The sequence below is a fragment of the Kaistia soli DSM 19436 genome (assembly GCF_900129325.1).
Classification (GTDB): domain Bacteria; phylum Pseudomonadota; class Alphaproteobacteria; order Rhizobiales; family Kaistiaceae; genus Kaistia; species Kaistia soli.
Genome location: NZ_FQUP01000001.1, coordinates 1,760,754 through 1,787,478 on the forward strand (window position 1 = coordinate 1,760,754; position 26,725 = coordinate 1,787,478).

Genomic DNA, 26,725 nt, shown 5'->3' on the forward strand with positions numbered 1-26,725 from the left:
CCGAACTAGCGTACCGAAAGGTGCGGCGGCACCAGCGGAGGGCAGGGGATGGCGAAGCTCAAACGGAACCTCGGCGCGATCGAGGCTATCGGGCTGTCGCTCTCCGTGATGGCGCCGACCATGGGGATGGCGCTCAACGTCACGCTGGCGGCCGGGGCCGCCGGAACGGCAGCGCCGCTCGGCTTTGCGGTGGGGACGGTCGTCGTCGCGGTGGTCGGCCTCTCCTTCGTCTTCTTCTCCAGCCGAATTACCAGCGCCGGCTCCAGCTATGCCTATATCGGCGAGACCTTCGGTCCGCGTGCCGGCTTCATTGCCGGCTGGTGCATGCTGTTGCTCTACATCGCAGGCGGCTCGGGAAGCGCTGCACTGGTCGGTAACTTCCTGAGCGCTGCGCTGGCGGATCACGGCGTCCAGATCGGCGGCTGGTGGCTGGCGCTCGGCATCGGCGCGCTCGGCCTCGCGACGATCTTCGCCTGGCGCGACATGAGCGTCGCCTCCCGGCTGATGCTGATCATGGAGCTCTGTTCGATCGCGGTCATCATCTATCTCGGCATCCGCATTCTGGTGGCCGTCAGCGGGACCGTAGGGTTGAGTGCGGCCCCGTTCCGGCCGGACCCAAATATCGGCTGGTGGGGCATCGGCTATGCTGTCGTGTTCGCCGTTCTGTCCTTCGCCGGATTCGAGGCCGCCACCACCCTTGCCGAGGAGACCCGCAGCCCGGGCCGGGCGATTCCGCTTGCTCTGGTGGGCTCGGTGGTGCTGGCGGGCGTGTTCTTCGTCTTCGCCTCCTACATCCAGATCGTTGGCTTCGGGCTCGACAATGTGAAGGCACTGGTGGCGAGCGAGGCGCCGTTGAACACGCTGGCGCTGAAATTCGGCACGCTGCGGATGGCAACGGCGCTCGACATCGCGACGTCGGTCTCCGCGCTTTCCTGTGTCATCGGCACGCTGTCGGCGAGTGCGCGCATGATGTTCGTGCTCGGCCGGGCGGGACTGTCCGCCCGCGCCGCGACCGTGCATCCCGTTTATGGCACGCCGGCTGTGTCCGTCGGAATTGTCAGCACGCTAATGCTGGCCGGACTGCTGGCCTGGGCGCCCTTTGTCGGGCCGGCGGATTATTACGATAGCGTCGGGACCATCGGCGTCCTCGCGCTGATCGTCGCCTATCTCGGCGTGACGGCAGCTGCCGCGATCCACGCCCTTCGCAGTGGCAGCCGGCTGTGGCTCGTGCTCGGCGGGCTTGGCACGGTCGCGATGGCCTGGCCGCTCTACAACTCAGTTTACCCGGTTCCAGGTTTTCCGGGCAATCTCTGGCCCTATGTGGTGATCGGCTGGATCGCGATCGGGGCTGCGCTTCTTGTCGCGCGCCCCGCCATTGGCCGCAGCGTCGCTTAACCCGCCAACCCGCGCTCGCACACGGCGCCCCGCGGCGGCGGAGGCCCTTCGCAGATCGGCATCGGCGGCGTGTAGATCCGTCCTAGCCGCGGCCGTGTGGCTTTCCTATATTGCGCCGCGACAGCCAACGGAACGGAGCTCTCCTTGCGATCCATCGAAACCCTGATCGAACGCATCATTCTTGGAAGCCGGTGGATTCTCGTCGTCTTCAATTTGGGCCTCGCGGCCGCGCTGGCCATTTACGCCTTCTCGTTCATTCTGAAGTTCATCAAGGTCGCATCTGGCGTCTTCATGCTCGATGAGAGCGAGATGATCCTCGCCATGCTGGGGCTCATCGACGCCACGCTGGTCGCAAGCCTGCTGCTCATGGTGATGGTCTCGAGCTACGAGAACTATGTGAGCCGCCTGGACAATGCCGACGTCCAACTCTCCTGGCTTGGCAAGCTCGATGCTGGCAGCCTCAAGATCAAAGTCGCCTCGTCGATCGTCGCGATCTCCTCGATCCATCTCCTGCAGATTTTCCTGAATGCCAGCAGCTACGACAACATCAAGATCATGTGGTTCGTGATCCTGCATCTCACATTCGTTGTCTCGGCGCTGCTGCTCGGCGTGTTGGACCGCATCTCCGCGAAGGGCGATTCCCATGGCAAGCCTTGATGCGGCCAGCATCGACACGCCGGATGTCGAGGCTCATGGCCACGATGTCGAGCCGCTGAAGCTGTCGATCATCGCCGCCGTCGCCGAAAACGGTATCATCGGTGCCGATGGTGAAATGCCTTGGAAGCTCTCCACGGATCTCCGACGCTTCCGCTCGATCACGACCGGCAAGCCGGTGATCATGGGCCGCAAGACCTTTGCCTCGATCGGGCGGCCGCTGCCGAATCGCGTCAACATCGTCGTGTCGCGGGACCCGGCTTTCAGCCCGGAGGGCGCGGTCGTCGTCCCGACGCTCGAAGCGGCGATTTCGGCCGCGATCGCCGCCGGCGCCGCGTCAGATGTCGTCGAAGCGGTGGTGATCGGGGGCGGCGAGATCTATCGCGCTTTTCTCCCGCAGGCAGATCGGCTGTACATCACGCATGTCGAAGCGGCGCCTGCTGGCGATGTTTCGTTCCCGCCCATCGAGCCGTCCGTTTGGCGTGCCGTTTCGACCGAAGCGGTGCCGGCCGGTCCCGCGGACAGCGTGGCGACACGGTTCACGGTCTATGAACGGATCGGCAGCGCGGCGGCTTTTCGTTGACACGGCTTCCGCTGCACCCCACTTCTGGCGGCAGCGTAGCCATATGAACTGCGGCGACGGGGAATTGTCCTGTCGACGTTCCATTGGTCTGCTCGGCGAGGCCATCTGGTCGCGACCGCTGAATTCATCGACGAAGGAGCACAGATGCCCTGGAGCAACCAGACGGGCGGCGGATGGAAGGGAAGCAACAATGGCGGCCCGTGGGGACAAGGTCCCCGCTCGAGCGGCCCCAATCCGCCGGATCTCGAGGAACTCCTTCGCCGCAGCCAGGACAAGCTGAGGCGCGTGCTGCCCGGCCGTGGCGGCAGCGGCTCGGGAGGTGGTTTCAACCCGGTTCTCGTATTGATCGCGGCGGCGCTGGTCGTCGCCTTCATCGGCTATAACTTCTTTACGTTCCGCGTCGAGGCGGATGAGCAGGGCGTCGTGCTGCGCTTCGGCCAGTACGAACGCGATGCCAAGCCCGGCCTCAATCTGCGTTGGCCTTATCCGATCGAGACCGTCTACACGCCGCAGGTGACGCGCGTGAACCGCGTCACGATCGGCTCGAGCCAGGATGGCACGACGGCGGGGCGGAATATTCCGCAGGAAAGCCTGATGCTGACCGGCGACGAGAACATCGTCGACATCGACTTCACGGTGTTCTGGGTCATCAACAACGCCCGCGACTACCTCTTCAACATCCAGAATCCTGAAGGCACGGTCCGCGCCATCGCCGAGAGCGCGATGCGCGAGGTGATCGGCCGCTCCGATATCCAGCGCGTACTCACCGAGCAGCGGCTCAGCGTCCAGGATTCAGTTCAGGAACTGATGCAGAAGAAGCTCGATCAGTACAAGGCTGGCATCACCGTCACGCAGGTACAGCTCCTCAACGTCGCTCCGCCGCCGGAGGTCATCGACGCTTTCCGCGACGTGCAGGCAGCGGCGCAGGACCAGGAGCGTCTGCGCAACGAGGCGCAGACCTATGCCAACCGCGTCATTCCCGGCGCCCGCGGCCAGGCCTCGCAGACGGTCGAAGCGGCGAACGCCTATCGCGACCAGACCATTGCCGTGGCACAGGGACAGGCAGCCCGTTTCGTGAAAGTCTATGAATCCTACAAGCTGGCGCCTGAAGTGACGCGCGAGCGCATGTATCTCGATACGATGGCCGAGATCCTCGGCAAGACCGACAAGGTCATCATCGACCAGAAGACGGGCGGCGTCGTGCCGTATCTGCCGCTGCCGGCCCTTTCGGGAGCCCCGACGCAGCCGAGCACGGCCAACCAGGGAGCGCAGCCATGAAGGGCGGCTTCTTCGGGGGGCTTGGCCTCGTCATCCTGGTCATCTTGGCGATCGTCGGCTATTCGAGCCTCTTCGTGGTCGACCAGACCCAGCAGGCGCTCGTGCTGCGGTTCGGCGATCCCGTCCGCGTCGTCAGCGAGCCTGGCCTCTATGCCAAGGTTCCGCTGGTCGACAATGTCGTGATGATCGACAAGCGGTTGCTCGACATCGATGCACCGCCGATCGAGGTCATCGCGCGCGATCAGAAGCGGCTTGTTGTCGACGCCTTCGGACGCTACCGGATCACCAATCCGTTGCTGTTCTATCAGGCGGCGGGATCTGTCGAAGTTGCGGAGTCTCGTCTCTCGGTCATTCTCAATTCGGCGATCCGCGGCGCCGTCGGCCAGATGGACTTCGCCAATGTCGTTCGTGAAGGTCGCGCCAATCTGATGGAAACGATCACGCGGCAGGTGAACGCGGAAGGTCGGCAACTCGGCGTCGACGTCATCGACGTTCGCATCCGCCGCGCCGACTTGCCCGCGGAAAACAGTGCCGCCGTGTTCCAGCGCATGCAGACGGAACGGCAGCGCGAGGCGACCGACATCCGCTCACGCGGTGAGCAGGAAGCCCGCACGATCCGCGCCCAGGCCGATCGCCAGGCGACGGTCATCGTCGCCGATGCCAACCGGCAGGCGGACGAATTGCGCGGCGACGGCGATGCTCAGGCGAACCGCGTGTTCGCGGATGCGTTCAACCGGGACAAGGACTTCTTCGGCTTCTTCCGTTCGATGCAGGCCTATATCGATGGGCTGAAGGGCGAAAACACCCGCATCGTCATCTCGCCGGATATGCCCTTCTTCCGCTATCTGAACGATCCGTCGATCCTCCCGGCTCCCGCACCCGCTGCTCCGGCACCTGCTGTGCCCGCGCCGGCGGCGGCCCCGACGCCCGCTCAGCCTTGACGGGCCAGGCGGGTAGTCGATGAACGACATCGTCGCGGCATTCGGCCTCGTGCTGGTTATCGAGGGGCTCCTTTATGCCGCGGCGCCGATGGTCGCGAAGGCGATGATGAAACAAGGGCTGGCCGTTCCTGACGGCCAGCTCCGTGCCATGGGCCTCTTCGTGCTCGCGGCCGGTGTCGGCGTCGTCTGGCTCGCACGGTTTTGACCCCTCGGCCTTGCGTCTGCGCGCCCTAGATTGCCTTATGATCGCCAGGGGCGCGTATGGAGACCGAGACGATGCGAGTTGCCACTCAGCCGGCCATGCCTTTTCGGCGGCGCATAGCGGGCGGGTTAGCGCGTCTCTGCCTCGCCGCCACGATCGTCGGGATGACCGTAGCAGCGGGCCCGGCGCGGGCCAACGGCCCAGCTTCGGTCGCCGATCTCGCCGAAGGTCTGCTTGATTCCGTCGTGAACATCTCGACCTCGCAGACCGTCGAGGGCACCCGCGGCATGCCCGCGCCGCAGACGCCCGACGGCTTGCCATTCCAGGAATTCTTCAACGACTTCTTCAAGAAGCCCAAGGGCGGGGCCGATGCGGAGCCGCCGAAGCGGCGCGTGCAGTCGCTCGGCTCCGGCTTCGTCGTCGATGCCTCCGGCATCATCATCACCAACAATCACGTCATCGAGGATGCCGACGAGATCGTCGCCAATTTCTCGGATGGCTCCAAGCTGACCGCGACGCTGCTCGGTAAGGACGAGAAGACGGACATCGCCGTTCTCCAGGTGAAGCCGAACGCGCAGAAGCCACTCAAGGCGCTGCGGTTCGGCGACAGCGACAAGATGCGTGTCGGCGACTGGGTGATGGCGATCGGCAATCCGTTCGGCCTCGGCGGTACCGTGACAATCGGCATCGTCTCGGCGCGCAACCGCGACATCAATTCCGGTCCCTACGACAATTTCATCCAGACCGACGCCGCCATCAACCGCGGCAATTCCGGCGGACCGCTGTTCAACATGGACGGCGAGGTCATCGGCATCAACACGGCCATCATCTCGCCCTCGGGCGGTTCGATCGGCATCGGCTTCGCCATCCCGTCCGACGCGGCGCTGCATGTCGTGGACCAGCTGCGCCAATTTGGCGAGACACGGCGCGGCTGGATCGGTGTGCGCATCCAGCAGGTGACGGACGAGATCGCCTCCAGTCTGTCGATGGGCCCGGCGCGCGGCGCGCTTGTCGCGGGCGTCACCGAAAAGGGACCGGCGGCCGAGGCCAAGATCGAGCCCGGCGACGTCATCATTTCTTTCAATGGCAAGCCCATCACCGAGATGCGCGACCTGCCGCGGCTGGTGGCTGACACGTCGATCGACGCCGTGGTCGATGTTGTCGTCGTTCGCAAGGGCGCGGAGGTGACGCTGAAGGTCAAGGTCGGACGCATGACCGAGGCGGCAGAAGCCGCGGCGGCCGCCGATGCTGAGGCGAAGGACGCGCCGGGCGCGCCCGGCGTGCCGGCGCCGGAACCCGACAAGCCGCTCGACGCGCCCGCGCCGACGCTCGGCCTTACGCTCTCGGAACTGACCGATGCGTTACGCAGCCAATACACCATCAGCAAGGATGTTACCGGGGTCGTGGTGACCGGTATCACTGCGGGCAGCAGCGCGGCCGAGAAGGGGATCCTTCCCGGCGAGGTGGTGGTCGAGATCGCGCAGGAGCCCGTTTCGAAGCCGGCGGATGTGGTGGACCGCATCGCGGCGTTGAAAAAGGACGGCCGCAAGGTGGCGCAATTGCTCATTGCCAATGCGGCGGGCGAATTGCGTTTCGTTACCATCACCATCGACGAATAGGCGCGCCGGAATGGCCGTCTATGACGTGATCGTGGTCGGGCTCGGCGGCATGGGCTCGTCGGCCTGCTGGCAGCTTGCGCGGCGCGGCCAGCGTGTGCTCGGGATCGAGCGCTTCGACATCGGCCACCAGATGGGCTCGTCGCACGGGCTCAACCGCATCATCCGCCTCGCATATTTCGAGCATCCCGCCTATGTCCCGCTGCTTCGGCGCGCCTATGCGCTCTGGCGGGAGACGCAGGAACTGGCCGGTGAGCAGCTGCTCTTCATTACCGGCTCGCTCGATGCCGGGCCGGCCGGCTCGCGGGTCGTCGAGGGATCGCTGGCCTCCTGCGCCGAACATGGGCTCGATCATGCGCTGCTCGATGCGGCCAGCGTCAATGCGCGCTTTCCGGGCTACCGCCTGCCGGCGGGTCATGAGGCCGTCTATCAGGGCGATGGCGGCTTCGTCGCTTCGGAGCGGGCGATTCTCGCGCATCTGTCGCTTGCGATCAGCGCCGGCGCCGAGATCCATGCGCGTGAAAAGGTCATCGCCGTCGAGCCGGGCAATGGCCGCGTCACCGTCGTCACCGATCGCGGCCGCTACGAGGCCGGGCGGGTGGTCGTCTCGGCCGGCGGCTGGATTTCAGACCTCGTGCCCGAGCTCGCCGGCAAGGCCGTGCCGGAACGGCAGGTGCTTGGCTGGTTCCAGCCGAAGCAGCCGGCGCTCTATACGCCCGCGCGCTTTCCGGTTTCGAACCTCCTCACCGAGGAGGGACACTTCTATCAGTTTCCTAGCTGGGGCATTCCGGGCTTCAAGATCGGGCTCTATCACCATCTGCACGAGCACGGCCATGCCGACGCCCTGTCGCGAGAGCCGACCGAGGCCGACGAGGCGCTGCTCCGCGCTGCCGTCGCCCGCTATTTCCCGGAAGCGGACGGCCCGACGCTGCGGCTCGCCGCCTGCCTCTTCACCAATACCGAGGACGAGCATTTCGTCATCGACCGGGCAAGCGGGGCACCCGAGGTGATCGTCGCCTCGCCCTGTTCGGGGCACGGCTTCAAATTCGCGTCGGTCGTCGGCGAAATCCTCGCCGATCTCGCGACCGACCGGACGCCGCCCTTCGATCTTTCTCTGTTCAGCCTCGCGCGGCTCGCTGCCTGAAGGCGTCAGATTTCAGCCGGTACAGCACATGCGCACGCAGCTTGTGTCCGGCCGCGATGCCGGGATGCTCGAAATCGTCGGCGGGATCGCGCGTCATGCCGAGCCGCTCCATGACGCGGCGAGAGGGCTGGTTGCCGACAAAGGTGAAGGCGAGGATCTCGGGCAGCGCCATCGTCTCGAAGCCATAGACGAGCCAGCCATTGGCTGCCTCGGAAGCATACCCCTTGCCCCAATGATGTTTTGCCAGCCGCCAGCCGATCTCGACGGCCGGCGCTGATGGCATCTCGGGCTTGACGGGCGCCATGCCGACGACGCCAACGAGATCGCCGCTCGCCTTTTCCTCGACGGCCTGGAAACCGAAGCCGGTCTCGGCAAAGCTGGCCACGCGGGCCATATAGGCGGCGGTTTCGTCGCGCGTGAACGGCGCCGGGAAGAAGCGCATGACGTCGGGGTCGGAATTCAGCGCAAAGAACGGATCGAGGTCACGATCCTCCCAGGGGCGCAGGATCAGGCGTTTCGTCTCGGCTCTCACGATGCGAACTCCCAGGCTTAGTCAAAGTCCTGCCGACGATAGCCCTGCGCGAACAGGAACGCGGTCAGATCCGTATGGTTGATACGGGCATTGGCCTCGGCCGCGACTTTCGGCTTGGCGTGGAAGGCGACGCCGAGCCCACGGGTGCGAAGCTCAGGTGCCTGCGGTCGAAGCCTCAGCGTGCGAACGCCGCGGCCTTGATCCGGTAGAGCACATGCGGGCGGAGCGTATGGCCCTCGACGATGTTCGGATGCTCGAAATCGTCGACTGTGTCGCGCGTCATGCCGAGCCGCTGCATCACGCAACGCGAGGGCTCGTTGCCGACATAGGTGAAGGCGACGATCTCGGGCAGCGCCATTGTGCCGAAACCATAGGCGAGCCAGGCTTTGGCGGCTTCCGAGGCATAGCCCTTGCCCCAATGATGCTTGGCCAGCCGCCAGCCGATCTCGACCGTGGGCGCGCAGGGCATTGGCGGCTTCACCGGCGCAAGGCCGACCATGCCGACTAAATCGCCTGACGCTTTCTCCTCTACGGCGAGAAAACTCATGCCACTCTCGCTCAGCATGGCGCGCGTATAATCCATCAAAGCGGCCGTCTCTTCGCGGGTCCGCATCGCCGGAAAGAAGCGCATCACTTCGGGATCGGAATTGAGCGCGGCGAAGGGATCGAGGTCGCGATCCTCCCAGGGACGCAGGATCAGGCGTTCCGTCTCGGCTCTCACGGTACGAACTCCTAAGCTTTGGCAAAGTCCTGCCGGCGATAGCCCTGCGCGAAGAGGAGGGCAGTCAGGTCGGTGTGGTTGATGCGGGCGTCCGCCTCGGCGGCGACCTTCGGCTTGGCGCGGAAAGCGACGCCGAGGCCAGCGGCGCGGATCATCGAGAGGTCATTGGCGCCATCGCCGATCGCCAGCGTCTCGTGGCGCTCGAGCTTCAGCCGCCGGGAAAGGTCCATCAGCGCCGAGAGCTTTGCTTCCTGGCCGAGAATCGGCTCGGTGACCGTGCCGGAGAGCACGCCGCTCTCATGTTCGAGCTGGTTGGCGCGGTTCTCGTCGAAGCCGATCATGGCGGCGACCGGGCCGGTGAACAATGTGAAGCCCCCCGAGACCAGCGCCGCATAACCGCCATGGGCGCGCATGGTGCGCACCAGCTCCGGCCCGCCCGGTGTCAGGCGGATGCGGCTTGCCAGCACCTCGTCGATGACGGAAAGCGGCAGCCCCTTCAAAAGCGCGACGCGCTCGCGCAAAGCCGGCTCGAAGGCGATCTCGCCGCGCATCGCGCGTTCGGTGATCGCCGCGACGAAGGGCTTCAGCCCGGCCATGTCGGCGAGTTCGTCGATGCATTCCTGGCCGATCATGGTCGAATCCATGTCGGCGACGAGAAGGCGTTTGCGCCGTTCGCTCGCCTTCTGCACCACGACATCGACGGGCCGATCACCGATCATGGCCTCGATCGACGCTGTGTCGCTGCTGGGCGCGAAGGGAAGGTCGACCGCCTCGCCGGGCGAAAGCCAATCCGGCGCGCCCGCGCCCGGAAGCGCGGCGGCGTCGGCGAGCACGGCGGCAAGGGCTGACCCGGCATCGGGCCGTGCTATGAACGTGGCGACCAGCGGGGCGGAAGCGGCAGAAGCGTTCATGCAAGACCTTGGTGTCGTTGAGGCGGCCGGGACCATCCGGCTCCTGGAAAACGGGCGAAAGCCGCGCGCCGTCCTGATAGCGGGGCCGACGGCGAGCGGCAAGTCGGCGCTCGCGCTGCGCCTTGCCGAACAGCATGACGGGACCGTCATCAACGCCGATTCGATGCAGGTCTATGCCGAGCTCAGCGTGCTCTCGGCCCGTCCACGTCCGGAGGAGACCGCCCGCGCGCCGCACCTGCTTTACGGCCATGTGCCGGCGGCCGAGCGCTATACGGTCGCGCGCTGGCGCACGGATGTTGCCGCGGCGATCGCGGCCACCGAGCGGGAAGGGCGGCTGCCGATCATCGTCGGCGGCACCGGGCTCTATTTCAAGGCGCTGACCGAAGGGCTGTCGGCGGTGCCGCCGATCCCCGAGGCGCTGCGGCAGGCGCTCGACGAGGCCGCGAACGAGGCGGGCGTCCCAGCGCTGCATGCGCGGCTCGCGGCGCTTGATCCTGAGGGCGCGGCGCGCCTCTCGCCGAACGATCGCACGCGCGTGCTCCGCGCGCTTGAGGTCGTGGAGGCGACCGGCCGTCCGCTCGCCGCCTTCCAGTTAGAGGAAGGCCTGCCACCGCTGATCGCGCCTGATGAGGCGCTTCGCATCGTCATCGAGCCCGACCGCGCCACGCTTTATGAGCGGATCAACCGCCGCTTCGACCTGATGGTGAGCGAAGGCGCTATCGAGGAAGCCCGAGGGCTCATCGCCCTCGGCCTCGACCCGAACCTCCCTGCCATGAAGGCAATCGGCGTCAAGGAGTTCGGCGGCTATCTCGCCGGCCATGCGACGCTGGACGCCGCGATCGACGAGGCCAAGATGCAGACCCGCCGCTACGCCAAGCGGCAGGGGACGTGGTTCAGGAACCAGATGGGGGACTGGCAGAGGGTCTCGTCATAGTCCTCGGCTGTATCAGAACGAAGATTTATGGCGACCGCTAGAGGATGCTGAGTCCGCCATCGATGATCAGTTCGCTGCCGACGACGAAGCGAGCTTCGTCGGAGGCGAGGAATAGCACTGCGTTCGCGACCTCCAGCGGAGTTCCGAAGCGTCCCGATGGCACCATGGCGACGACAGCCTTCGCGCGCTCCTTGCTCGCAGCCTCGTCGAGACCGAGCTTGTTGTTGAGCGGCGTATCGATCGGGCCGGGGCTGACGACATTGACCCTGACGCCGCGGCCAATCAATTCGCCGGAGAGGGTGCGGGCCAGCGAAACCATGCCCGCCTTGGCGGCAGCGTAGATGCTCGTCGTCGGCATGCCGAGATGTGCATTGATCGATCCGGACAGAACAATCGAAGCCGGATTAGCCAGGATCGGCAGCAACGCCTGGACAAGGAAATAGGGGCCCTTCAAGTCTACGGCCAAGCTGCGGTCAAAGCCTGCTTCGTCCCAAGCTTCGATGGGCCGGAGATCGGCGACACCCGCGTTCAGGAACGCAATATCGAGCGTGCCAAAGGCGTCCCCGAGCTGGCGTGCGAGTTCACCTTGGTCGGCGACGTTGCCCGCGTCGGATTGGATGATGATGACGTCTTCGCCAAGCGTAGCGCGGGCGGCATCGATCCCCTTATGACTACTGCCTGTGACAGCGACGCGCGCGCCTTCTTCAATGAATCGCTGCGCCGTGACCAGTCCGATGCCGCTGGTACCGCCTGTGATCAACGCTGTCTTGCCAGAGAGCCTATTCATGGGAACTCCTTGGATGGAAGAAATGCGAATGCTGCAACCAGGCAGAGTTGTTCAACCGGAAGCGATACTGTTATTCAATCCGCCAGAGATGTACATGGATGGCACGTGTCAGCCGAAGAATTGCACTGCGCGCAGTGCTGGCGGCGCGCCCAACAATTTCCGTAAACTTTACAGGGTCTTCTGCGCAACATTCTTCCGCGTCACCCCTTGACGCCTCTCGCCATCAAGCGTAAACAGCTCCTCCAATCGAAATGGAGACGGCCGGACATGATCCGCGTCAGCACGATCGTAGTACTTAGGGTGCGCACTGCCTGATGGCCTCATAGCCGTCACGTTTGGTAGTGCGCGTATGCAGGCCCCCTTCAGGGGCCTTTTTTATTGCCCTGATGACTTGAGACGAACACACGGATGCGGCGGAGCCGGTCCGGTTACGGAGCGAAGCGATGACACGGCAGATGACGGGCGCGGAGATGGTCGTCCAGGCTTTGATCGACCAGGGCGTCGAACATCTTTTCGGCTATCCGGGCGGCGCCGTTCTCCCGATCTATGACGAACTGTTCCAGCAGGACAAGATCCAGCACATCCTGGTCCGCCATGAGGCTGGCGCCGGCCATGCGGCCGAGGGCTATGCACGCTCGACCGGCAAGGTCGGCGTCGCCTTGGTCACGTCCGGTCCCGGCGCGACCAATATGGTGACGCCGCTCACCGATGCGCTGATGGATTCGATCCCGATGGTCTGCATCACAGGCCAGGTCGCGACGCATCTGATCGGCTCGGACGCCTTCCAGGAGGCCGATACGGTCGGCATCACCCGGCCCTGCACCAAGCACAACTGGCTGGTCAAGGACGTCAACGATCTCGGCCGTATCTTGCACGAGGCGTTCTATGTCGCGCGCTCGGGCCGTCCCGGTCCCGTCGTCGTCGACATCCCGAAGGATGTCCAGTTCGCGACCGGCACCTATGAGGGGCCGGCCCGCGTCGAGCACAAGACCTATCACCCGCAGGTCCGCGGCGATCAAAGTGCGATCCGCGCGGCGGTCGAGATGATCGCCAAGGCGAAGAAGCCGATCTTCTATACCGGCGGCGGCGTCGTGAATTCCGGCCCCGAGGCATCGCGCCTGCTGCGCGAATTCGTCCGCCTCTCGGGCATCCCGATCACCTCGACGCTGATGGGCCTCGGCGCCTATCCCGCCTCCGACAAGCAGTGGCTCGGCATGCTCGGCATGCACGGCACGTTCGAAGCCAACAATGCGATGCATGACTGCGATGTCATGATCGCCGTCGGCGCGCGCTTCGACGATCGCATCACCGGCCGGCTCGACGCCTTCTCGCCAGGCTCGAAGAAGATCCAGATCGATATCGATCCGTCGTCGGTCAACAAGAATGTCCGCGTCGATATCGGCATCATCGGCGATGTCGGCAATGTGCTGGAGGAGATGGTCCGCCTCTGGCGCGAGGGCAAGCATTCAATCGACGCGCCGGCGCTGAAGACCTGGTGGGGCGAGATCGACCGCTGGCGGGCGCGCAAGAGCCTCGGCTATCGCCAGAGCGGCCAGACGATCATGCCGCAATATGCGATCGAGACGCTCTACAAGAAGACGCGCGGCCGCGACACCTACATCACGACCGAGGTCGGTCAGCACCAGATGTGGGCGGCGCAGTATTTCGGCTTCGAGGAGCCGAACCGCTGGATGACCTCGGGCGGTCTCGGCACGATGGGCTATGGCCTGCCGGCGGCGATCGGCGTTCAGGCGGCGCATCGCGATGCGCTGGTCATCGACATCGCCGGCGATGCCTCGATCCTGATGAACATCCAGGAGCTGTCGACGGCGATCCAGCATGAGCTGCCGGTCAAGGTCTTCATCCTGAACAATCAGTATATGGGCATGGTGCGCCAGTGGCAGCAGCTGCTGCATGGCAACCGTCTCTCGCATTCCTATACCGATGCGCTGCCGGACTTCGTGAAGCTCGCCGAAGCCTATGGCGGCGTCGGCATCCGCGCCGAGAAGGTTTCCGATCTCGATGGCGCGATCGATGAGATGCTGGCCACCGACAAGCCGGTGCTGTTCGATTGCCGCGTCGCCAATCTCGCCAATTGCTTCCCGATGATCCCGTCGGGCAAGGCGCATAACGAGATGCTGCTTTCGGAAGACGCCACGGACGAGGCCATCGCCACCGCTATCGACGAGGAGGGGAAGGCGCTCGTCTGAGCGTCTTCACCGCCACCCCTCGGGAACGAATGGAGAAGAATATGCAGCCCGGATCGGTCTATGCGATCAAGGAAGGCAAGGACGTCGTCGAGCAGCATACGCTGTCGATCCTGGTCGACAACGAGCCCGGCGTGCTGGCGCGCGTCATCGGGCTGTTCTCGGGGCGGGGCTATAATATCGAGAGCCTGACGGTCTCCGAAACAGAGCATCTGAAGCATCGCTCGCGGATCACCATCGTCACGCGTGGCTCGCCCGCCGTCATCGAACAGATCAAGGCGCAGCTAGGACGGCTCGTGCCGGTGCACCGGGTCATCGACCTGTCGGTCGAGGCGACCGCGATCGAGCGCGAGCTGATGCTGATCAAGGTGCGCGGCTCGGGCGAGCATCGCAGCGAGGCGCTGCGCCTCGCCGATGCGTTCCGCGCCCGCGTCATCGACGCGACCACCGAGAGCTTCGTGTTCGAGCTAACCGGCAAGACCGACAAGCTCGATCAGTTCATCGTGCTGATGCAGCCGCTCGGTCTTGTCGAGGTCTCGCGTACCGGCGTCGCCGCTATCGCGCGCGGGCCTGAGGCGACCTAAGGGCCAACTGCTGATCATTGCCTTAGGATTGGGCTACCAGCCCGCGTTCGGCGATCGCCGGAATCGGCGCGCGCGGTCTAGTGCCCCGATCAGCTCAGCCTTGGGTTGCCCCAAGCCCGCAGCAGCAGCGATTTGAGCGTCGCGAAGTCCGCGGCGCCCAGTTCGGCGCGCCAATCCCGCTCGATCTCGCGCTGGATCTCGACGATGCGCCGGAACGCCGCGTGGCCGCGTTTCGTAAAGCGGATCACGCGCGCGCTGCCATCACCCTCGACATCCGACCGTGTGATGTAGCCTGTCGTTTCGAGGCTTCGCAGCAATTGGTTGATGGCCTGCTTGCTCATGCCGGTGCGCTCGGCGAGCACGGCTGGCCGAACGCCGTCCGGTCCTGGAAATTGCAGTACCGGAACATGCGGCAGACGCAGTTCCTTGAATCCTGCAGCATTGAGTTCGCCGATGACACGTCGGTGGATCGCGTGCGCGGGCGCTCGCAGGAGGGCACCGATCAAGGGATCATGCGCATTCATGGCGTCGTCATTGTGGGGCGGCAAGGCTATTGACTCTCGGTAAATGGCGTTTACCAGTTAGGTAAATGGAGTTTACAAGGGAGATGTCTCAAATGCCAGCACTCGACGCTCATCGTCGGATCAATCCCGCCGATGAGATCATCGCCACGAAGGGGCTGACCATTCGCTTCCTCCTTACGGGCGAGGACTCCAACGGCAGCATCGCCTCCTTCGAACTCATGGTGCCGCATGCAGGGGGGCTGCCGGTGCCGGCTCATAGCCACGGTCACTATGAAGAGTCGATCTATGGCCTTGAGGGCGTCCTCAGCTTGACCATCGACGGAGAGGTCGTCACCGTCGGCCCGGGTGAGCTTGTTTGCATTCCCCGCGGCGCCATTCACAGGTTCGACAATAAAGGCACGGAGGACGCCAGAGTCCTTTGCGTCATCACGCCGGCGGCAATTGGTCCGGCCTATTTCCGAGAGGCCTTCGCCGTCATCAGCGACGCTGCCGGCGGGCCACCCGACCGCGCCAGGATGATGGAGATCATGCGGAGGCATGGACTGACGCCGGCCGCCCCGCCAACGCTTTGAGGCGGAGCGTCTTTGATCGTCTTGCGATGCCCGCGCTCAGCACGCTGCGCTGCGGCCGGCTCGCATCGATCGCCACCGCGACACGTCGCTGGTTATAACGTCCCGAGCTTGCTGCTCAGGCCACGCTTGGCTTGACGGGGAGGGACCTGTGCTGTATCGAGTGGAACCGTACGGTACGGTACGTAACATTGTGACATCGTTTTTGTTGGCTGTCGGGACGTTCGCGTGCCGCGTCAGCGGCGCGGCCGCCGCAACAATGAGCCTGTCTTGGGCGGGACCATAGAGGCAGATCGCTTGACGACGGCATGGAAACAGAAATGACCGAGACGGCCGTCCGGCGTTCTCATTTCACGGGCGAGGCTTATTCGGCGCGGCAGAACGCCGTGCTGGAGAGCGCGCTGGCGCTGCTTGTCGAGGGCGGCGAGCGGGCCTTGACGACAGCGAGTGTTGCCCGCGCGGCCAATTGCTCCAAGGAGAGCCTCTACAAGTGGTTCGGCGACCGCGACGGGTTGCTCGCCGCGATGATCACGTTTCAATCGTCGAAAGTGCGGGCTGAGCCGCGGCCGATCGGCGAGGCGGGCCTGCCGGCGCTCCGCGCCCAGCTCATCGGCATCGCGGCCAATCTGCTGCGCGTGCTGGCGGGGGAAGTTTCGGTCGCGCTCAACCGCCTTGCCATCGGGCAGGCGCGGCGCGACGCGGCCGATCTCGGGCACCTCGTGCTCGAGCATGGCCGCCGTCCCATCGAGACGCGACTTTCGGCGCTGCTGGATGCCGGCCGCGATGCCGGGCTGCTGTCGTTCGACGATACGCGCGAGGCCTATCGCACGCTCTATGGGCTCGTCGTGCGCGACATGCATGTGCGCCTGCTGCTCGGCGACAGCCTCGATGAATGGTCGCCTTCCGCGCGCGCGGAAGAGGCGATTGACCAGTTCCTCCGCCTTTACGGCGCGGAAGAAACTACCGGACCGGCCTCAAAGAAGGCTGGCGCGGGAAACGAACGGACGGGATAGAAAGGACACCCATCATGCGCGTCTATTACGATCGCGATGCCGATCTTAACCTCATCAAGTCGAAGAAGGTGGCGATCATCGGCTATGGCAGCCAGGGCCGCGCCCATGCGCTGAACCTCAAGGACTCCGGCGCCAAGGAACTCGCAGTCGCGCTGCGTCCGGGCTCGACCACGGCGCTGAAGGCCGAAGCTGATGGCTTCAAGGTCATGTCGGTTGCCGAGGCGGCCAAGTGGGCCGACCTGATGATGATGGCGACCCCGGACGAGCTCCAGGCCGACATCTACAAGGCCGAGATCGCCCCGAACATCCGTGACGGCGCCGCGATTGCCTTCGCGCATGGCCTCAATGTCCACTTCGCGCTCATCGAGCCGAAGAAGACCGTCGACGTCGTCATGATCGCGCCGAAGGGCCCGGGCCACACCGTCCGCGGCGAATATCAGAAGGGCGGCGGCGTGCCCTGCCTCGTTGCCGTTGCGCAGGACGCGTCGGGCAATGCGCTTGATCTGGCGCTGTCCTATGCCTGCGGCGTCGGCGGAGGCCGTTCGGGCATCATCGAGACGACCTTCCGCGAAGAATGCGAGACCGATCTGTTCGGCGAGCAGGTCGTGCTCTGCGGCGGTCTGGTCGAGCTGATCCGCGCCGGCTTCGAGACGCTGGTCGAGGCGGGCTATGCCCCCGAGATGGCCTATTTCGAGTGCCTGCATGAAGTGAAGCTGATCGTCGACCTCATCTATGAGGGCGGCATCGCGAACATGAACTACTCGATCTCGAACACCGCCGAGTGGGGCGAGTATGTCACCGGCCCGCGCATCATCACGTCCGAGACCAAGGCCGAGATGAAGCGCGTTCTCTCCGACATCCAGACCGGCAAGTTCACGTCCGACTGGATGCAGGAATACAAGGCTGGTGCCGCCCGCTTCAAGGCGATCCGCCGCAACAATGACAGCCATCAGATCGAGGCTGTCGGCGAGCAGCTGCGCGGCATGATGCCGTGGATTGCCAAGAACAAGCTGGTCGACAAGGCCCGCAACTAAGCTTCAATACGTGGCCGCGCGCTCCGATCGGTGCGCGCGGCCGCCTTCAGGCTTTTGATACGCTGCTCGGACGCCGTCAGCCGCCGAGCGTCAGGCGGAAGAAGATCGTCCGCTCGATCGGCGTCGCATAATAGGGCGGGATTTCCGTGAATCCGGCCGAGCGATAGAGCGCGATCGCGGCGGAAAGTTCCGGTAGCGTGTCCAGCAGGATCTCGCGCGCGCCAAGTCTGCGGGCCTCCCTGAGAACCGCTTGTAGCAGTCCGCGGCCGAGCCCCAGTCCGCGGCCCTCCGGCGCGACATACATCCGCTTCATCTCGACAACTTCAGGCGCGAACGGCCGCAACGCCACGCAGCCGATCGCCAATCCGTCCGCGTCGCGGGCGATGAGCAACGCTCCATCAGGCGGGCCATACTGGCCGGGGAGGCGGGCCAACTCGCCGGCGAAATCCTGATAGGTCAGATCGACGCCGAGTGAAGCCACATAGGCCGCGAAGAGCCGCGCGACATCCGCAAGATCGGCGCCGTCGATGGCGGGCGCGATCTGGAACGCAGCGAGCGTTGTCCGTCCTTGATGCTGGCCAGCTTCAGCCGGCGCTGTATCGGGCTTCTTCATGAGGAAGGTTCATCCAATTCGTGCGTGATCCAGCCGGATTCGTCCGGCCGCAGGGCAGAAGGTCCCAGCAGGGTCGTCAGGCTGGTTTCGAGCCGCGTGAGCTCGCCCGCCCCGATCTGTCGTTCCCAGCGGCTCCGCAGCTCGTCGAAGATAGCCTCGCCCTCGCGAAGCACTGAGCGCCCGAGCGGGGTGACCTCAAGCAGTTTGCGCCGCGCGTCGTGGGGATCGTCCGCCCGCGCGACATAGCCGCGCTCCTGCAGCAAGGCGATCGTCTTTGCCGCGGCCTGTTTGGATACCGAAAGCCGGCGGGCGAGGTCCGACGCGTTGCTCGCTCCGGCCGCGATGGCACGCATGGCGAAGTCATGGCTCGGGCGGAAATCGACATGGCCTCGGCGGGCGAGTTCGGCCGTCGCCGCATCCGCAAGCGCACGGAAGCCGCCGAGAAGCAGCAGCGCGAGGTCGGCACCCATTCTGGACATGGTTCGAAACTACCGCGGGCAACCATGAAAGACAATTAGGTTGTCGAAATGCTCGACATCGACAACCCGGTTGTCTATAAGAGCTCCTTATCGACAACCTAGTTGTCTAAAGGAGCCGCAGAATGAATGTCGCACCGATCGGGGCCACCTTGCCTGGCATCCGCCATCACCGCCTTCCGTTGGACGATGGGCATCTGCATTTCGTGTCCGCCGGCGAGTCGGGGACGGGGATCCTGCTGGTGCACGGTTTTCCCGAAACGTGGTGGACGTTTCACAAGCTGATTCCCCTGCTTGCAAGGCGGCACCGCGTGTTTGCCGTTGATCTCAGGGGGTTCGGCGATTCCAGCAATGGGCCCGGAGCCTATGACAGTCTCACCGCGGCCGAGGATCTGCATCGCCTGATCACCCATCTCGATGTCGGTCCGATGCATGTGACCGGGCAGGACATCAGTGGCGCAACCGTGTTTCGTCTGGCGGCGACGCACCCTGGGGAGGTCGCTAGCCTGACCGCGATCGAGATGGGGTTGCCCGGCTTCGGGCTCGAAGCGCTGGCGGATGTCACGCGTGGCGGCAGCTGGCATATCGGCATTCTCGCGGCGCCCGGCATCGCGGAGATGCTGCTGACCGGCCATGAACGTGCCTTCCTGCGGGATTTTGCGTTCGCCTCGATGAGCGCGACACCGACGGCGGTCACTGACACTGACATCAGTGAGTTCCTTCGCAGCTACGCCCGCCCCGGCGGGTGGCGCGGCGCCGCCGGCCTCTATCGATCAATGTTGCGGGAAGGGAACGAAATCCAGTCCATCGCCGGCAGCGGCCGCCTGACGGCCCCGGTGCTGGCGATCGGTGCGGGCGGCGGCGCCTTCACGGCGGAGACGATGGCGCAGGTCGCTGCGCCACCGATCGCCTCGGTGATGCTCGATGGCGTCGGCCACTACGCAGCGCTTGAAGCGCCGCGCGCCGTGGCTGACGCCATCCTCGCATTCACGACGCGGATCGACGAGCGTTGATCGTAACGCGAAATCAATGCGCGACCTGCCGCGCAGCGGCCTGAATGCTACGTGGCAGGTGCCTCCGCACGGTTCGCCTTGCCGGCAGCCAGATGGGCGATGCGAAGCACTAGAATGATCGCGAGCGCTGGCGCCACGGCCGAGCCTGCGGCGAGCCAGAAGGCGGCGCTTGTCGCTCCGACCGCCCCACCGGGATCGGCGAAACCGGCGAGGTTGGCAATCATGCCGCCTGTCGCCGCGCCGAGCGCGCCTGCGAAGAGCTGCACGGTTGTCATGCCACCCGATGCGACATCCTGTTCGGCCTCCGGCGCATATTGGTAGACGCGGGTCACGAGGCAGGGCCAGGCCATGCCGATGCCGAATCCCATCAGGAAAAGGGCTACGCCGACCGGCGTCACGATGAGCAGGGCGCCGTCACTTTTGACCGGCATGAACACGCCGAAAAGGACGATGCCAACAAGGACGAGCAGCAGACCGGCGAGGATGAGGCGCCCGCCATCCCCGCGGCGAAGGCGCACGCTGGATGCCGTTCCCGCCGTCCAGCCAAGCGCCATCAGGGCCGCGAAGTAGCCGGCAAGAACCGGCGACTGCCCATGCAGCGTTTGCAGCAGATAGGGCACGAAGATGTCCGGCTGCATGGCCATCATCAATAGCGCGATGGTCAGATAGACGACGCCCAGCGGGGAGGAGAGGCTGAACGATCCCTTCGGCAGCAAACGGGCGCCCGCGCCACGTTCCGCCCGTCCAATCAGCGCCGTCAGGAGGATCGCGACCGCAAGGCCTGCGATGTTCAGCAGCCGGTCTGTCGAGAGGCTGCTCGCCGAGACGACCAGAACGGCCGCGGCGAGAAGGATGAGCTGCAGCCAGGCAATCGGCGCGGTCTCGCCGCTCGTCGCGCTCTTGCCCGGGAGCTTTGTCGCGGCCAGTAGTGAGAAGAGCGCAACGAACGGCAGCAGCGACCAGAACGCCGCGCGCCAGGCACCATATTCGGCGAAAACGCCACCGATCGCCGGACCGATCAGCGTGGCGACGCCGAAGGTTGCCGAGATGAGCCCGATCGCGCGGCCCCAAAGGGGCTGGGGCAGCACGATGCGCGTGACCGCATAAGCGAGCGCATAAAGGAAGCCACCGCCGATCCCCTGGATGCTCCGCCCGACAAGCATGACGGGCATGCTCGGCGCGAGGGCGGAGATCAACGTACCGCTGCCGAAGAAGAGGGCCGCAACGAGATAGGCGCCGCGCGGTCCGAGGCCGCGCAGGAGCTTGGCGGTCATGGCGGCCGCTAGGATCGAGGCGACCACGAAAAGCGTCGTCGCCCAGGCATAGACGTCGAGGCCGCCAATATCGGTGACGACGGACGGCATGACGGTCGCCGTCAGGAAGATGTTGATGGCATGCAGCACCACGCCGCCCGTCAGTGCTGCCGCATAGATGCCGTTGGCGCCTGAAAACAGACTTTCGGAGGTTGCCGCGCGCGGCGGATCTCCGTCGGCCGCGCCCTCGGGGGAGAGCCGTTCGGCAGTGCGTCGAGAGGTCGTGTCTTGCATGATATCGCCCAGGGCCGTTGGTCAGGGCCGACCTTGTAGAACCTCAACCAATATCGAGGTCAAGGCCGGACGATGCGCCCGCGGATGAATTCTGGCCGCGCGGGTCGGTCTTGAAGAGCCGGGCGCCAGGCCCTTCCTCGGCGGCGCTGTCGCCAGGATTGCGAAGGGGACATTCGGCCACGGAGAGGCAGCCGCAGCCGATGCACCCCGTCAGCTGATCGCGGAGACGGGCGAGCAGGGTGATACGCTCATCGAGTTCCGCGCGCCAGTCGGTCGCGAGCGCTGACCATTCGGCGAGAGTGACGGGGCGATGGCGTGGCAGTTTCGCGAGTCGGTCCTTGATCTGTGCGAGCGGGACGCCGGTCTTCTGGGCAACGCGGATGATCGCAATCAGGCGCAGCACCGCACGCGGAAAGCGTCGCTGATTGCCGGCGGTGCGGTGGCTGTGGATCAGCCCCTGGGCTTCATAGAAATGCAGCGTCGAGACCGGAACGCCTGCGCGACGGGCGACTTGGCCGACAGACATTTCGCTGGGCGGCTTGTCCGTCGGCATGCGCAGGCGTTCCGTCATTCTGGATATGGGCAGAGTCGACGATACCCCAACATTAGTTGAGCTTCCAAGCGCCGGTCTGACCTGAAACGAAAAAGACCCGCGCCTTTCGGGCGCGGGTCTTCATGTTCGAAGGTGGGCTGGTCAGTAGGAGCCGACGCAGCGATAGGCACGACCGTCATAGCCGACAAAGGTGTCGGTCGCGGCATTGTAGCTGCGATAGCGGTCCTGGCAGTAGGCGACGTGGCTGCGCCAAGCGACACCGGCCGGCGGCGGGACTTCATAGCCGTAGCGCGGCTGAGAGGCGATTGCCGCACCCACGCCAAGGCCGAGCAGCGCGCCCGCGGCCGCTGCCGCACCAGGATTGCCAACCCAGCCGCCATAATAGCCGCCGCGGTAGCCGGGACCGTAATAATAGCGCCCGCCGCCACCCCAGCCCGGCCGGCCCCAACCGGGGCCGTAGCCATAACCAGGGCCGCCGCGCCATCCGGGGCCGCCTCGCCAGTCGGCGGAGGCGCTGCTGGCGGTCGCAGCCACGGCGCCGAGCCCGATCGCGGCCGCGAGGGCCGCAGAAATCAAGCGCTTCATGACCAAGTCTCCTCTTCGACGATTGCGCGGGACCCGAAGTCCGGACGCATGACATTCAATGTCTCAGCCGGCTTATCGTCCCATCAGATCATGGCGCCTCGTCAAAATCGCGACGATGCGGCGGAAAGATTGGGGCAAGCCGACCAATTGGCATCAGTGTTAGCGGGCGCAAGCTGAACGCTGGCTGAACGCTGTTGTGTCGCCGCGCCGCGTGGCGCGAGGGCCGCGGCGTGCTATGACCGCGCCGACCCTGACCGCATGACGCTGCATGCATTGCCGAGGTATCCATGGCCCGCCGCTACGCCGTTCTCGACGTTTTCACCGACCGCCCGCTCGCCGGCAACCAGCTCGCCGTCGTGCTCGATGCGGATGGCCTGGACACCGCTGCTATGATGTCGATCACGGCCGAGTTCAATCTCGCCGAGACGGTTTTCGTCCTGCCGCCGGAACGTCCGGCGCATCGCGCGCGGCTTCGGATATTTGCCCCGGGCAGGGAGCTGCCCTTCGCGGGGCATCCGACGGTCGGGACGGCCGTCCTGCTCGCGCTCGACGATGCCGGCGAGACCGAGGGCGATGTCGACGTCATGCTGATGCTCGAGGAAACAATCGGCTCGATCCGCACAGCCGTTGCCCTCAAGGATCGTCGTCGTGGCCACGCCATTTTCGATGCGCCGGTCGTCGCCAAGCCTGCGCCGCAGCCGCTGGATGGCGGCGCCGTCGCCTCGGCGCTGGGTTTGATGCCGTCCGAGATCGGTTTCGAGAATCACCTGATCTCGGCCTTCACCGGCGGCGTGCCCTATGTCTTCGTACCCGTGCGCGACCTCGCCGCGATTCGCCGGCTGGCGCCGCGCAGCGATCTCTGGCAGAGCGCATTCGGCGGCACATCGGTCTACGCCTATTGCCGCGAGACGGAGAGCAACGCGCACCATTTCCATGCCCGCATGATCTGGCAGACGCTCGGCTTCGTCGAGGATCCGGCGACCGGCTCAGCCGCAGCGGCTTTTGCCGGCGTTGTCGCCACATTCGACCGCCCGACCAGCGGCACGCATCGCGTCATCATCGAGCAGGGCTTCGAGATGGGGCGCCCCAGCCTCATCACGCTCGAACTCGACACCGAGGGCGGCCAGCTCGTCGCGACCCGCATCGGAGGTGATGCGGTGGTGGTCGCGCGCGGCATGCTCGACGTCTAGAGACTGGTCATCTTTCTGAAAGTTAAGTCATGAGCCGCTATTGGAGCCGGATCGTCCACGAGCTGACGCCCTATACGCCCGGCGAACAGCCGCGCGTCGCGGATCTCGTCAAGCTCAACACGAATGAAAACCCCTATGGGCCCTCGCCGAAGGCCCTCGCGGCCATCGCCGAGGCGACGAGTGATCAGCTCCGCCTCTATCCCGAGCCGACGGGGCAGGCCCTCCGCGCGGCGATCGCGGTGAGCCATGGTCTCAGCGAGAGCGAGGTCTTTGTCGGCAACGGCTCCGACGAGGTGCTGGCGCACACGTTCCAAGCTTTGTTGAAGCAGGAAGGACCGCTGCTTTTTCCCGACATCAGCTATTCTTTCTACCCGACCTATTGCGCGCTTTTCGGCATCACCGCGCGTGCCGTTCCGCTCGCTGACGACTTCACCATCGATCCGGCGGATTATGATCGGCCCTGTGGCGCGATCATCCTGCCCAATCCGAACGCGCCGACCGGAATTGCCCTGCCGCTTTCTGCGATCGAGGCGCTGGTCGCGCGCCATGCCGACGTGCCCGTGGTGATTGACGAAGCCTATGTCGATTTCGGCGCCGAGAGCGCGTCGTCGCTCATCGCGCGCCATCCGAATCTCCTCGTGATCCAGACCTTCTCGAAGTCGCGCGCGCTGGCCGGGCTTCGTGTCGGCTTCGCCATGGGCCAGCGACCGCTGATCGAGGCGCTGGAGCGGGTCAAAGACAGCTTCAACTCCTATCCGCTCGATCGCCTTGCGCTCGCCGGTGCGACGGCGTCCTGGCTCGACCGCGACTGGTTCGAGGAAAAGCGCGCGCTGATCATCGCAGGCCGCGACTGTTTGTCAGCGGAGTTGGCGGAGCTCGGCTTCACCGTCCTGCCGTCGGCGGCGAACTTCATTTTCGCGCGTCATCCGGATCATTCCGGCGCCGTGCTCGCGGCCGCGCTCCGGGAGCGACGCGTTCTGGTCCGTCATTTCAAGAAGGACCGCATCCAGGATTTCCTGCGCATCACGATTGGCACCGAGGCCGAATGCGACCGGCTTGTCGCAGCCCTGACGGAAATTCTGGCGGAACAAGGCTGAGGAGGGGAAGCTTCGTGACGCCGCGCTTGCATTTGCGCGGTGCCCGTTGCTAGAAGAATTCCGAGCCGGCATCACGCTGGCGGGATCGTGGCTACGATCCGGGTGGAGCGAGCATGAGCGCTGTCGTGTCGAGGACTGGAGTTCCGGCGGGGATCATTTCCCGCGGCGCTCGTCCTTTGCCGGCATGCGGCCTGCCGAAAGCCCTCCTTCTTCTTAGCTGCCCCTGAGCGTCGGCAGGCCCTTGCGGCCGGGCTCTCAGGGGAACGCGCCGACGAGCCAACGCCCTACAAAGCTCCGCGGCCGGACACTCCCGAACTGAACATCCGGGACGCGGCTGCCAGAAGAAAGACCAGACCATGACCGCCATCACCACGGATGCCGCTTCCGCCAAGGACCGGGTCGTCATTTTCGATACGACTTTGCGCGACGGCGAACAGTGCCCCGGCGCCTCGATGACTTATGAAGAGAAGCTCGAGGTCGCCGAACTGCTGGAGGAGATGGGCGTCGACGTGATCGAGGCCGGCTTCCCGATCGCGAGCCAAGGCGATTTCGAGGCCGTGCAGGAGATCGCCCGCCGCGCCGGCCCCGATGTCACCATCGCAGGTCTCGCCCGGGCCATTTCCGGCGACATCAGCCGCGCCGCAGAGGCGGTGCGCGTCGCCAAGCGTCCGCGCATCCACACCTTCGTCTCGACCTCGCCGATCCATCTGGCCCACCAGATGAAGAAGAGCGAGGAACAGGTTCTCGACATCATCGCCGCGACGGTGGCGCAGGCGCGCAACCTCGTCGAGGACGTCGAATGGTCGGCCATGGATGCGACCCGCACGCCGATTGAATACCTGATCCGCTGCGTCGACGCCGCGATCAAGGCCGGCGCCACCACGATCAACCTACCCGATACGGTCGGGTACGCCGTGCCGGATGAATATGCCGCGATGTTCCGGGCGGTGATTGAGCGCGTGCCGAATTCCGACAAGGCGATCTTCTCGACGCACTGCCATGATGATCTCGGCCTCGCCGTCGCCAATTCGCTGGCCGGCGTCGCTGGTGGCGCGCGGCAGATTGAGTGCACGATCAATGGTCTCGGCGAGCGCGCCGGCAACGCCGCGCTGGAAGAGATCGTGATGGCGATCCGCACGCGCGGCGACGTGCTGCCCTATGCGACCGGCGTCGAGACGACGATGCTGACCCGCGCCTCCAAGTTGATCTCGGCCGTTTCCGCCTTCCCGGTCCAGTACAACAAGGCGATCGTCGGCCGGAACGCCTTCAGCCATGAGAGCGGCATCCACCAGGATGGCATGCTGAAGAATGCTGAGACCTACGAGATCATGACCCCGGAGAGCGTCGGCGTGAAGGCGACCTCGCTGGTCATGGGCAAGCATTCCGGACGCCATGCCTTCCGCGAGAAGCTGAAGGATCTCGGCTACGAACTGGGCGACAACGCCCTGGAAGACGCCTTCAAGCGCTTCAAGGACCTCGCCGACCGCAAGAAGCATGTCTATGACGAGGATATCGAGGCGCTGGTCGGAGATGAAGTCGCGACCGCCAGCGAGACGATCCGCCTCTTGTCATTGACGGTCATCGCTGGCACCGGCGGACCCGCCAAGGCGATCATCAGCCTCGATGTTGACGGCACGCATATCACCAAGGAAGTCGCCGGCAATGGGCCCGTCGACGCGACCTTCAACGCCATCACGGCCATCGTGCCGCATCAGGCCAAGATGTCGCTCTATCAGGTGCATGCCGTCACCGAAGGCACCGACGCGCAGGCGGAAGTCTCTGTCCGGCTCGAAGAAGATGGCAAATCTGTCACCGGCCGTGGCGCCGATCCAGATACGATGGTGGCCTCGGCCAAGGCGTATATCTCGGCGGTCAACAAGATCGCCGTTAAACGCCTCCGCCAGCACGCGCAGGCCGCCAGCGCCTGAGGCCCTTCATCTGCTTTCAATGAAAAGCGGCCGCGTCATCGACGCGGCCGTTTCGTTTCAAGTTCTGAAAAGGTGCGGGGCAGGTGCCGCCCCC

29 protein-coding genes and 1 pseudogene are annotated in these 26,725 nt (G+C 65.2%); 19 read left to right on the plus strand and 11 right to left on the minus strand.

The features are described 5' to 3' along the window. Window positions 1–48 precede the first annotated feature (48 nt). The 8 genes from BUB39_RS08505 to solA all read left to right on the plus strand — a co-directional run bounded on the left by BUB39_RS08505 (window position 49) and on the right by solA (window position 7,813). Window positions 49–1,395 carry an APC family permease gene (locus BUB39_RS08505; RefSeq protein WP_073052474.1) on the plus strand — a complete coding sequence of 449 codons (1,347 nt, stop codon included), beginning with the start codon at window positions 49–51 and terminating at the stop codon, window positions 1,393–1,395. A gap of 144 nt (window positions 1,396–1,539) precedes the next feature. Beyond that, complete coding sequence (locus BUB39_RS08510; protein WP_073052475.1) at window positions 1,540–2,052, plus strand: TIGR00645 family protein; 513 nt, start codon at window positions 1,540–1,542, stop codon at window positions 2,050–2,052. A 55-nt stretch (window positions 2,053–2,107) separates the two neighbouring features. Beyond that, window positions 2,108–2,632, plus strand: a complete 525-nt coding sequence (locus BUB39_RS08515; RefSeq protein ID WP_073052885.1) for a dihydrofolate reductase — start codon at window positions 2,108–2,110, stop codon at window positions 2,630–2,632. 144 nt (window positions 2,633–2,776) lie between these two features. Continuing rightward, window positions 2,777–3,910, plus strand: coding sequence for an FtsH protease activity modulator HflK (gene hflK, locus BUB39_RS08520; protein ID WP_073052476.1), 1,134 nt, complete (start codon window positions 2,777–2,779; stop codon window positions 3,908–3,910). After that, window positions 3,907–4,851: a protease modulator HflC gene (hflC, locus tag BUB39_RS08525; protein ID WP_073052477.1), complete on the plus strand. Its 945-nt coding sequence runs from the start codon at window positions 3,907–3,909 to the stop codon at window positions 4,849–4,851. Before hflK ends, hflC begins: the two co-directional genes overlap by 4 nt. A gap of 19 nt (window positions 4,852–4,870) precedes the next feature. Beyond that, window positions 4,871–5,056, plus strand: coding sequence for a DUF2065 domain-containing protein (locus tag BUB39_RS08530; RefSeq protein ID WP_073052478.1), 186 nt, complete (start codon window positions 4,871–4,873; stop codon window positions 5,054–5,056). Between the two features lie 71 nt (window positions 5,057–5,127). Continuing rightward, a complete protein-coding gene (locus BUB39_RS08535; RefSeq protein WP_139251382.1) occupies window positions 5,128–6,672 on the plus strand; it encodes a DegQ family serine endoprotease in 1,545 nt (514 codons plus the stop codon). A 10-nt stretch (window positions 6,673–6,682) separates the two neighbouring features. Further along, entirely contained in the window at window positions 6,683–7,813 is a 1,131-nt protein-coding gene (solA, locus tag BUB39_RS08540; RefSeq protein WP_073052480.1) for an N-methyl-L-tryptophan oxidase, read from the plus strand. Here solA and BUB39_RS08545 read toward each other — a convergent pair. The 4 genes and pseudogenes from BUB39_RS08545 to serB all read right to left on the minus strand — a co-directional run bounded on the left by BUB39_RS08545 (window position 7,788) and on the right by serB (window position 9,977). Further along, window positions 7,788–8,345, minus strand: coding sequence for a GNAT family N-acetyltransferase (locus BUB39_RS08545; protein ID WP_139251383.1), 558 nt, complete (start codon window positions 8,343–8,345; stop codon window positions 7,788–7,790). The genes solA and BUB39_RS08545 overlap by 26 nt on opposite strands. Window positions 8,346–8,362: 17 nt before the next feature. Further along, window positions 8,363–8,497: pseudogene (locus BUB39_RS25730) on the minus strand (phosphoserine phosphatase SerB); the annotation flags it as partial. 23 nt (window positions 8,498–8,520) lie between these two features. Continuing rightward, a complete protein-coding gene (locus BUB39_RS08550) occupies window positions 8,521–9,066 on the minus strand; it encodes a GNAT family N-acetyltransferase (protein ID WP_073052482.1) in 546 nt (181 codons plus the stop codon). 11 nt (window positions 9,067–9,077) lie between these two features. Then, complete coding sequence (gene serB / locus BUB39_RS08555) at window positions 9,078–9,977, minus strand: phosphoserine phosphatase SerB (protein ID WP_073052483.1); 900 nt, start codon at window positions 9,975–9,977, stop codon at window positions 9,078–9,080. On the opposite strand from serB, the gene miaA reads away from it, so the two are divergent. Continuing rightward, on the plus strand, window positions 9,976–10,911 hold the full coding sequence (gene miaA, locus BUB39_RS08560) for a tRNA (adenosine(37)-N6)-dimethylallyltransferase MiaA (protein WP_244540179.1): 936 nt from the start codon (window positions 9,976–9,978) through the stop codon (window positions 10,909–10,911). The two genes, serB and miaA, sit on opposite strands and share 2 nt — an antisense overlap. A gap of 37 nt (window positions 10,912–10,948) precedes the next feature. Here miaA and BUB39_RS08565 read toward each other — a convergent pair whose 3' ends face one another. Continuing rightward, a complete protein-coding gene (locus tag BUB39_RS08565; protein WP_073052484.1) occupies window positions 10,949–11,698 on the minus strand; it encodes an SDR family oxidoreductase in 750 nt (249 codons plus the stop codon). A gap of 443 nt (window positions 11,699–12,141) precedes the next feature. Here BUB39_RS08565 and BUB39_RS08570 point away from each other — a divergent pair, with 443 nt between their 5' ends. Both BUB39_RS08570 and ilvN read left to right on the plus strand, forming a co-directional pair. Continuing rightward, window positions 12,142–13,908, plus strand: a complete 1,767-nt coding sequence (locus tag BUB39_RS08570; protein WP_073052485.1) for an acetolactate synthase 3 large subunit — start codon at window positions 12,142–12,144, stop codon at window positions 13,906–13,908. 29 nt (window positions 13,909–13,937) lie between these two features. After that, the gene (ilvN, locus tag BUB39_RS08575; protein ID WP_073052486.1) at window positions 13,938–14,489 is read left to right on the plus strand and encodes an acetolactate synthase small subunit; all 552 of its coding nucleotides are present in this window, start codon (window positions 13,938–13,940) and stop codon (window positions 14,487–14,489) included. A gap of 89 nt (window positions 14,490–14,578) precedes the next feature. Here the strand turns inward: ilvN and BUB39_RS25735 are convergent, their stop codons facing one another. Continuing rightward, window positions 14,579–14,959 carry a MarR family winged helix-turn-helix transcriptional regulator gene (locus BUB39_RS25735; RefSeq protein ID WP_280174645.1) on the minus strand — a complete coding sequence of 127 codons (381 nt, stop codon included), beginning with the start codon at window positions 14,957–14,959 and terminating at the stop codon, window positions 14,579–14,581. On the opposite strand from BUB39_RS25735, the gene BUB39_RS25740 reads away from it, so the two are divergent. The 4 genes from BUB39_RS25740 to ilvC all read left to right on the plus strand — a co-directional run bounded on the left by BUB39_RS25740 (window position 14,897) and on the right by ilvC (window position 17,629). Beyond that, window positions 14,897–15,046: a hypothetical protein gene (locus BUB39_RS25740; protein WP_244540181.1), complete on the plus strand. Its 150-nt coding sequence runs from the start codon at window positions 14,897–14,899 to the stop codon at window positions 15,044–15,046. The two genes, BUB39_RS25735 and BUB39_RS25740, sit on opposite strands and share 63 nt — an antisense overlap. A 59-nt stretch (window positions 15,047–15,105) precedes the next feature. Continuing rightward, window positions 15,106–15,585, plus strand: coding sequence for a cupin domain-containing protein (locus tag BUB39_RS08585; RefSeq protein ID WP_073052488.1), 480 nt, complete (start codon window positions 15,106–15,108; stop codon window positions 15,583–15,585). A 317-nt stretch (window positions 15,586–15,902) separates the two neighbouring features. Further along, on the plus strand, window positions 15,903–16,595 hold the full coding sequence (locus tag BUB39_RS08590; protein WP_073052489.1) for a TetR/AcrR family transcriptional regulator C-terminal domain-containing protein: 693 nt from the start codon (window positions 15,903–15,905) through the stop codon (window positions 16,593–16,595). A 14-nt stretch (window positions 16,596–16,609) separates the two neighbouring features. After that, window positions 16,610–17,629: a ketol-acid reductoisomerase gene (gene ilvC, locus BUB39_RS08595; RefSeq protein WP_073052490.1), complete on the plus strand. Its 1,020-nt coding sequence runs from the start codon at window positions 16,610–16,612 to the stop codon at window positions 17,627–17,629. A 76-nt stretch (window positions 17,630–17,705) separates the two neighbouring features. Here ilvC and BUB39_RS08600 read toward each other — a convergent pair whose 3' ends face one another. Then, window positions 17,706–18,242 carry a GNAT family N-acetyltransferase gene (locus BUB39_RS08600; RefSeq protein ID WP_084527023.1) on the minus strand — a complete coding sequence of 179 codons (537 nt, stop codon included), beginning with the start codon at window positions 18,240–18,242 and terminating at the stop codon, window positions 17,706–17,708. After that, a complete protein-coding gene (locus tag BUB39_RS08605; RefSeq protein WP_210187045.1) occupies window positions 18,239–18,712 on the minus strand; it encodes a MarR family winged helix-turn-helix transcriptional regulator in 474 nt (157 codons plus the stop codon). The genes BUB39_RS08600 and BUB39_RS08605 overlap by 4 nt, the downstream gene beginning before the upstream one ends. 131 nt (window positions 18,713–18,843) lie before the next feature. On the opposite strand from BUB39_RS08605, the gene BUB39_RS08610 reads away from it, so the two are divergent. Further along, window positions 18,844–19,731: an alpha/beta fold hydrolase gene (locus BUB39_RS08610; RefSeq protein WP_073052492.1), complete on the plus strand. Its 888-nt coding sequence runs from the start codon at window positions 18,844–18,846 to the stop codon at window positions 19,729–19,731. A 47-nt stretch (window positions 19,732–19,778) separates the two neighbouring features. Here the strand turns inward: BUB39_RS08610 and BUB39_RS08615 are convergent, their stop codons facing one another. The 3 genes from BUB39_RS08615 to BUB39_RS08625 all read right to left on the minus strand — a co-directional run bounded on the left by BUB39_RS08615 (window position 19,779) and on the right by BUB39_RS08625 (window position 22,416). Further along, entirely contained in the window at window positions 19,779–21,278 is a 1,500-nt protein-coding gene (locus BUB39_RS08615) for an MFS transporter (RefSeq protein WP_084527025.1), read from the minus strand. A gap of 43 nt (window positions 21,279–21,321) precedes the next feature. After that, window positions 21,322–21,831 carry a redox-sensitive transcriptional activator SoxR gene (gene soxR, locus BUB39_RS08620; RefSeq protein ID WP_073052889.1) on the minus strand — a complete coding sequence of 170 codons (510 nt, stop codon included), beginning with the start codon at window positions 21,829–21,831 and terminating at the stop codon, window positions 21,322–21,324. Between the two features lie 141 nt (window positions 21,832–21,972). Beyond that, window positions 21,973–22,416 carry a BA14K family protein gene (locus BUB39_RS08625; RefSeq protein ID WP_073052493.1) on the minus strand — a complete coding sequence of 148 codons (444 nt, stop codon included), beginning with the start codon at window positions 22,414–22,416 and terminating at the stop codon, window positions 21,973–21,975. Window positions 22,417–22,703: 287 nt separating this feature from the next. Between BUB39_RS08625 and BUB39_RS08630 the strand changes: the two genes are divergently transcribed. The 3 genes from BUB39_RS08630 to BUB39_RS08640 all read left to right on the plus strand — a co-directional run bounded on the left by BUB39_RS08630 (window position 22,704) and on the right by BUB39_RS08640 (window position 26,631). Beyond that, complete coding sequence (locus BUB39_RS08630) at window positions 22,704–23,606, plus strand: PhzF family phenazine biosynthesis protein (protein ID WP_073052494.1); 903 nt, start codon at window positions 22,704–22,706, stop codon at window positions 23,604–23,606. Window positions 23,607–23,635: 29 nt separating this feature from the next. Beyond that, the gene (gene hisC / locus BUB39_RS08635) at window positions 23,636–24,703 is read left to right on the plus strand and encodes a histidinol-phosphate transaminase (protein WP_073052495.1); all 1,068 of its coding nucleotides are present in this window, start codon (window positions 23,636–23,638) and stop codon (window positions 24,701–24,703) included. Window positions 24,704–25,059: 356 nt separating this feature from the next. After that, entirely contained in the window at window positions 25,060–26,631 is a 1,572-nt protein-coding gene (locus BUB39_RS08640; protein WP_073052496.1) for a 2-isopropylmalate synthase, read from the plus strand. Window positions 26,632–26,725 lie beyond the last annotated feature (94 nt).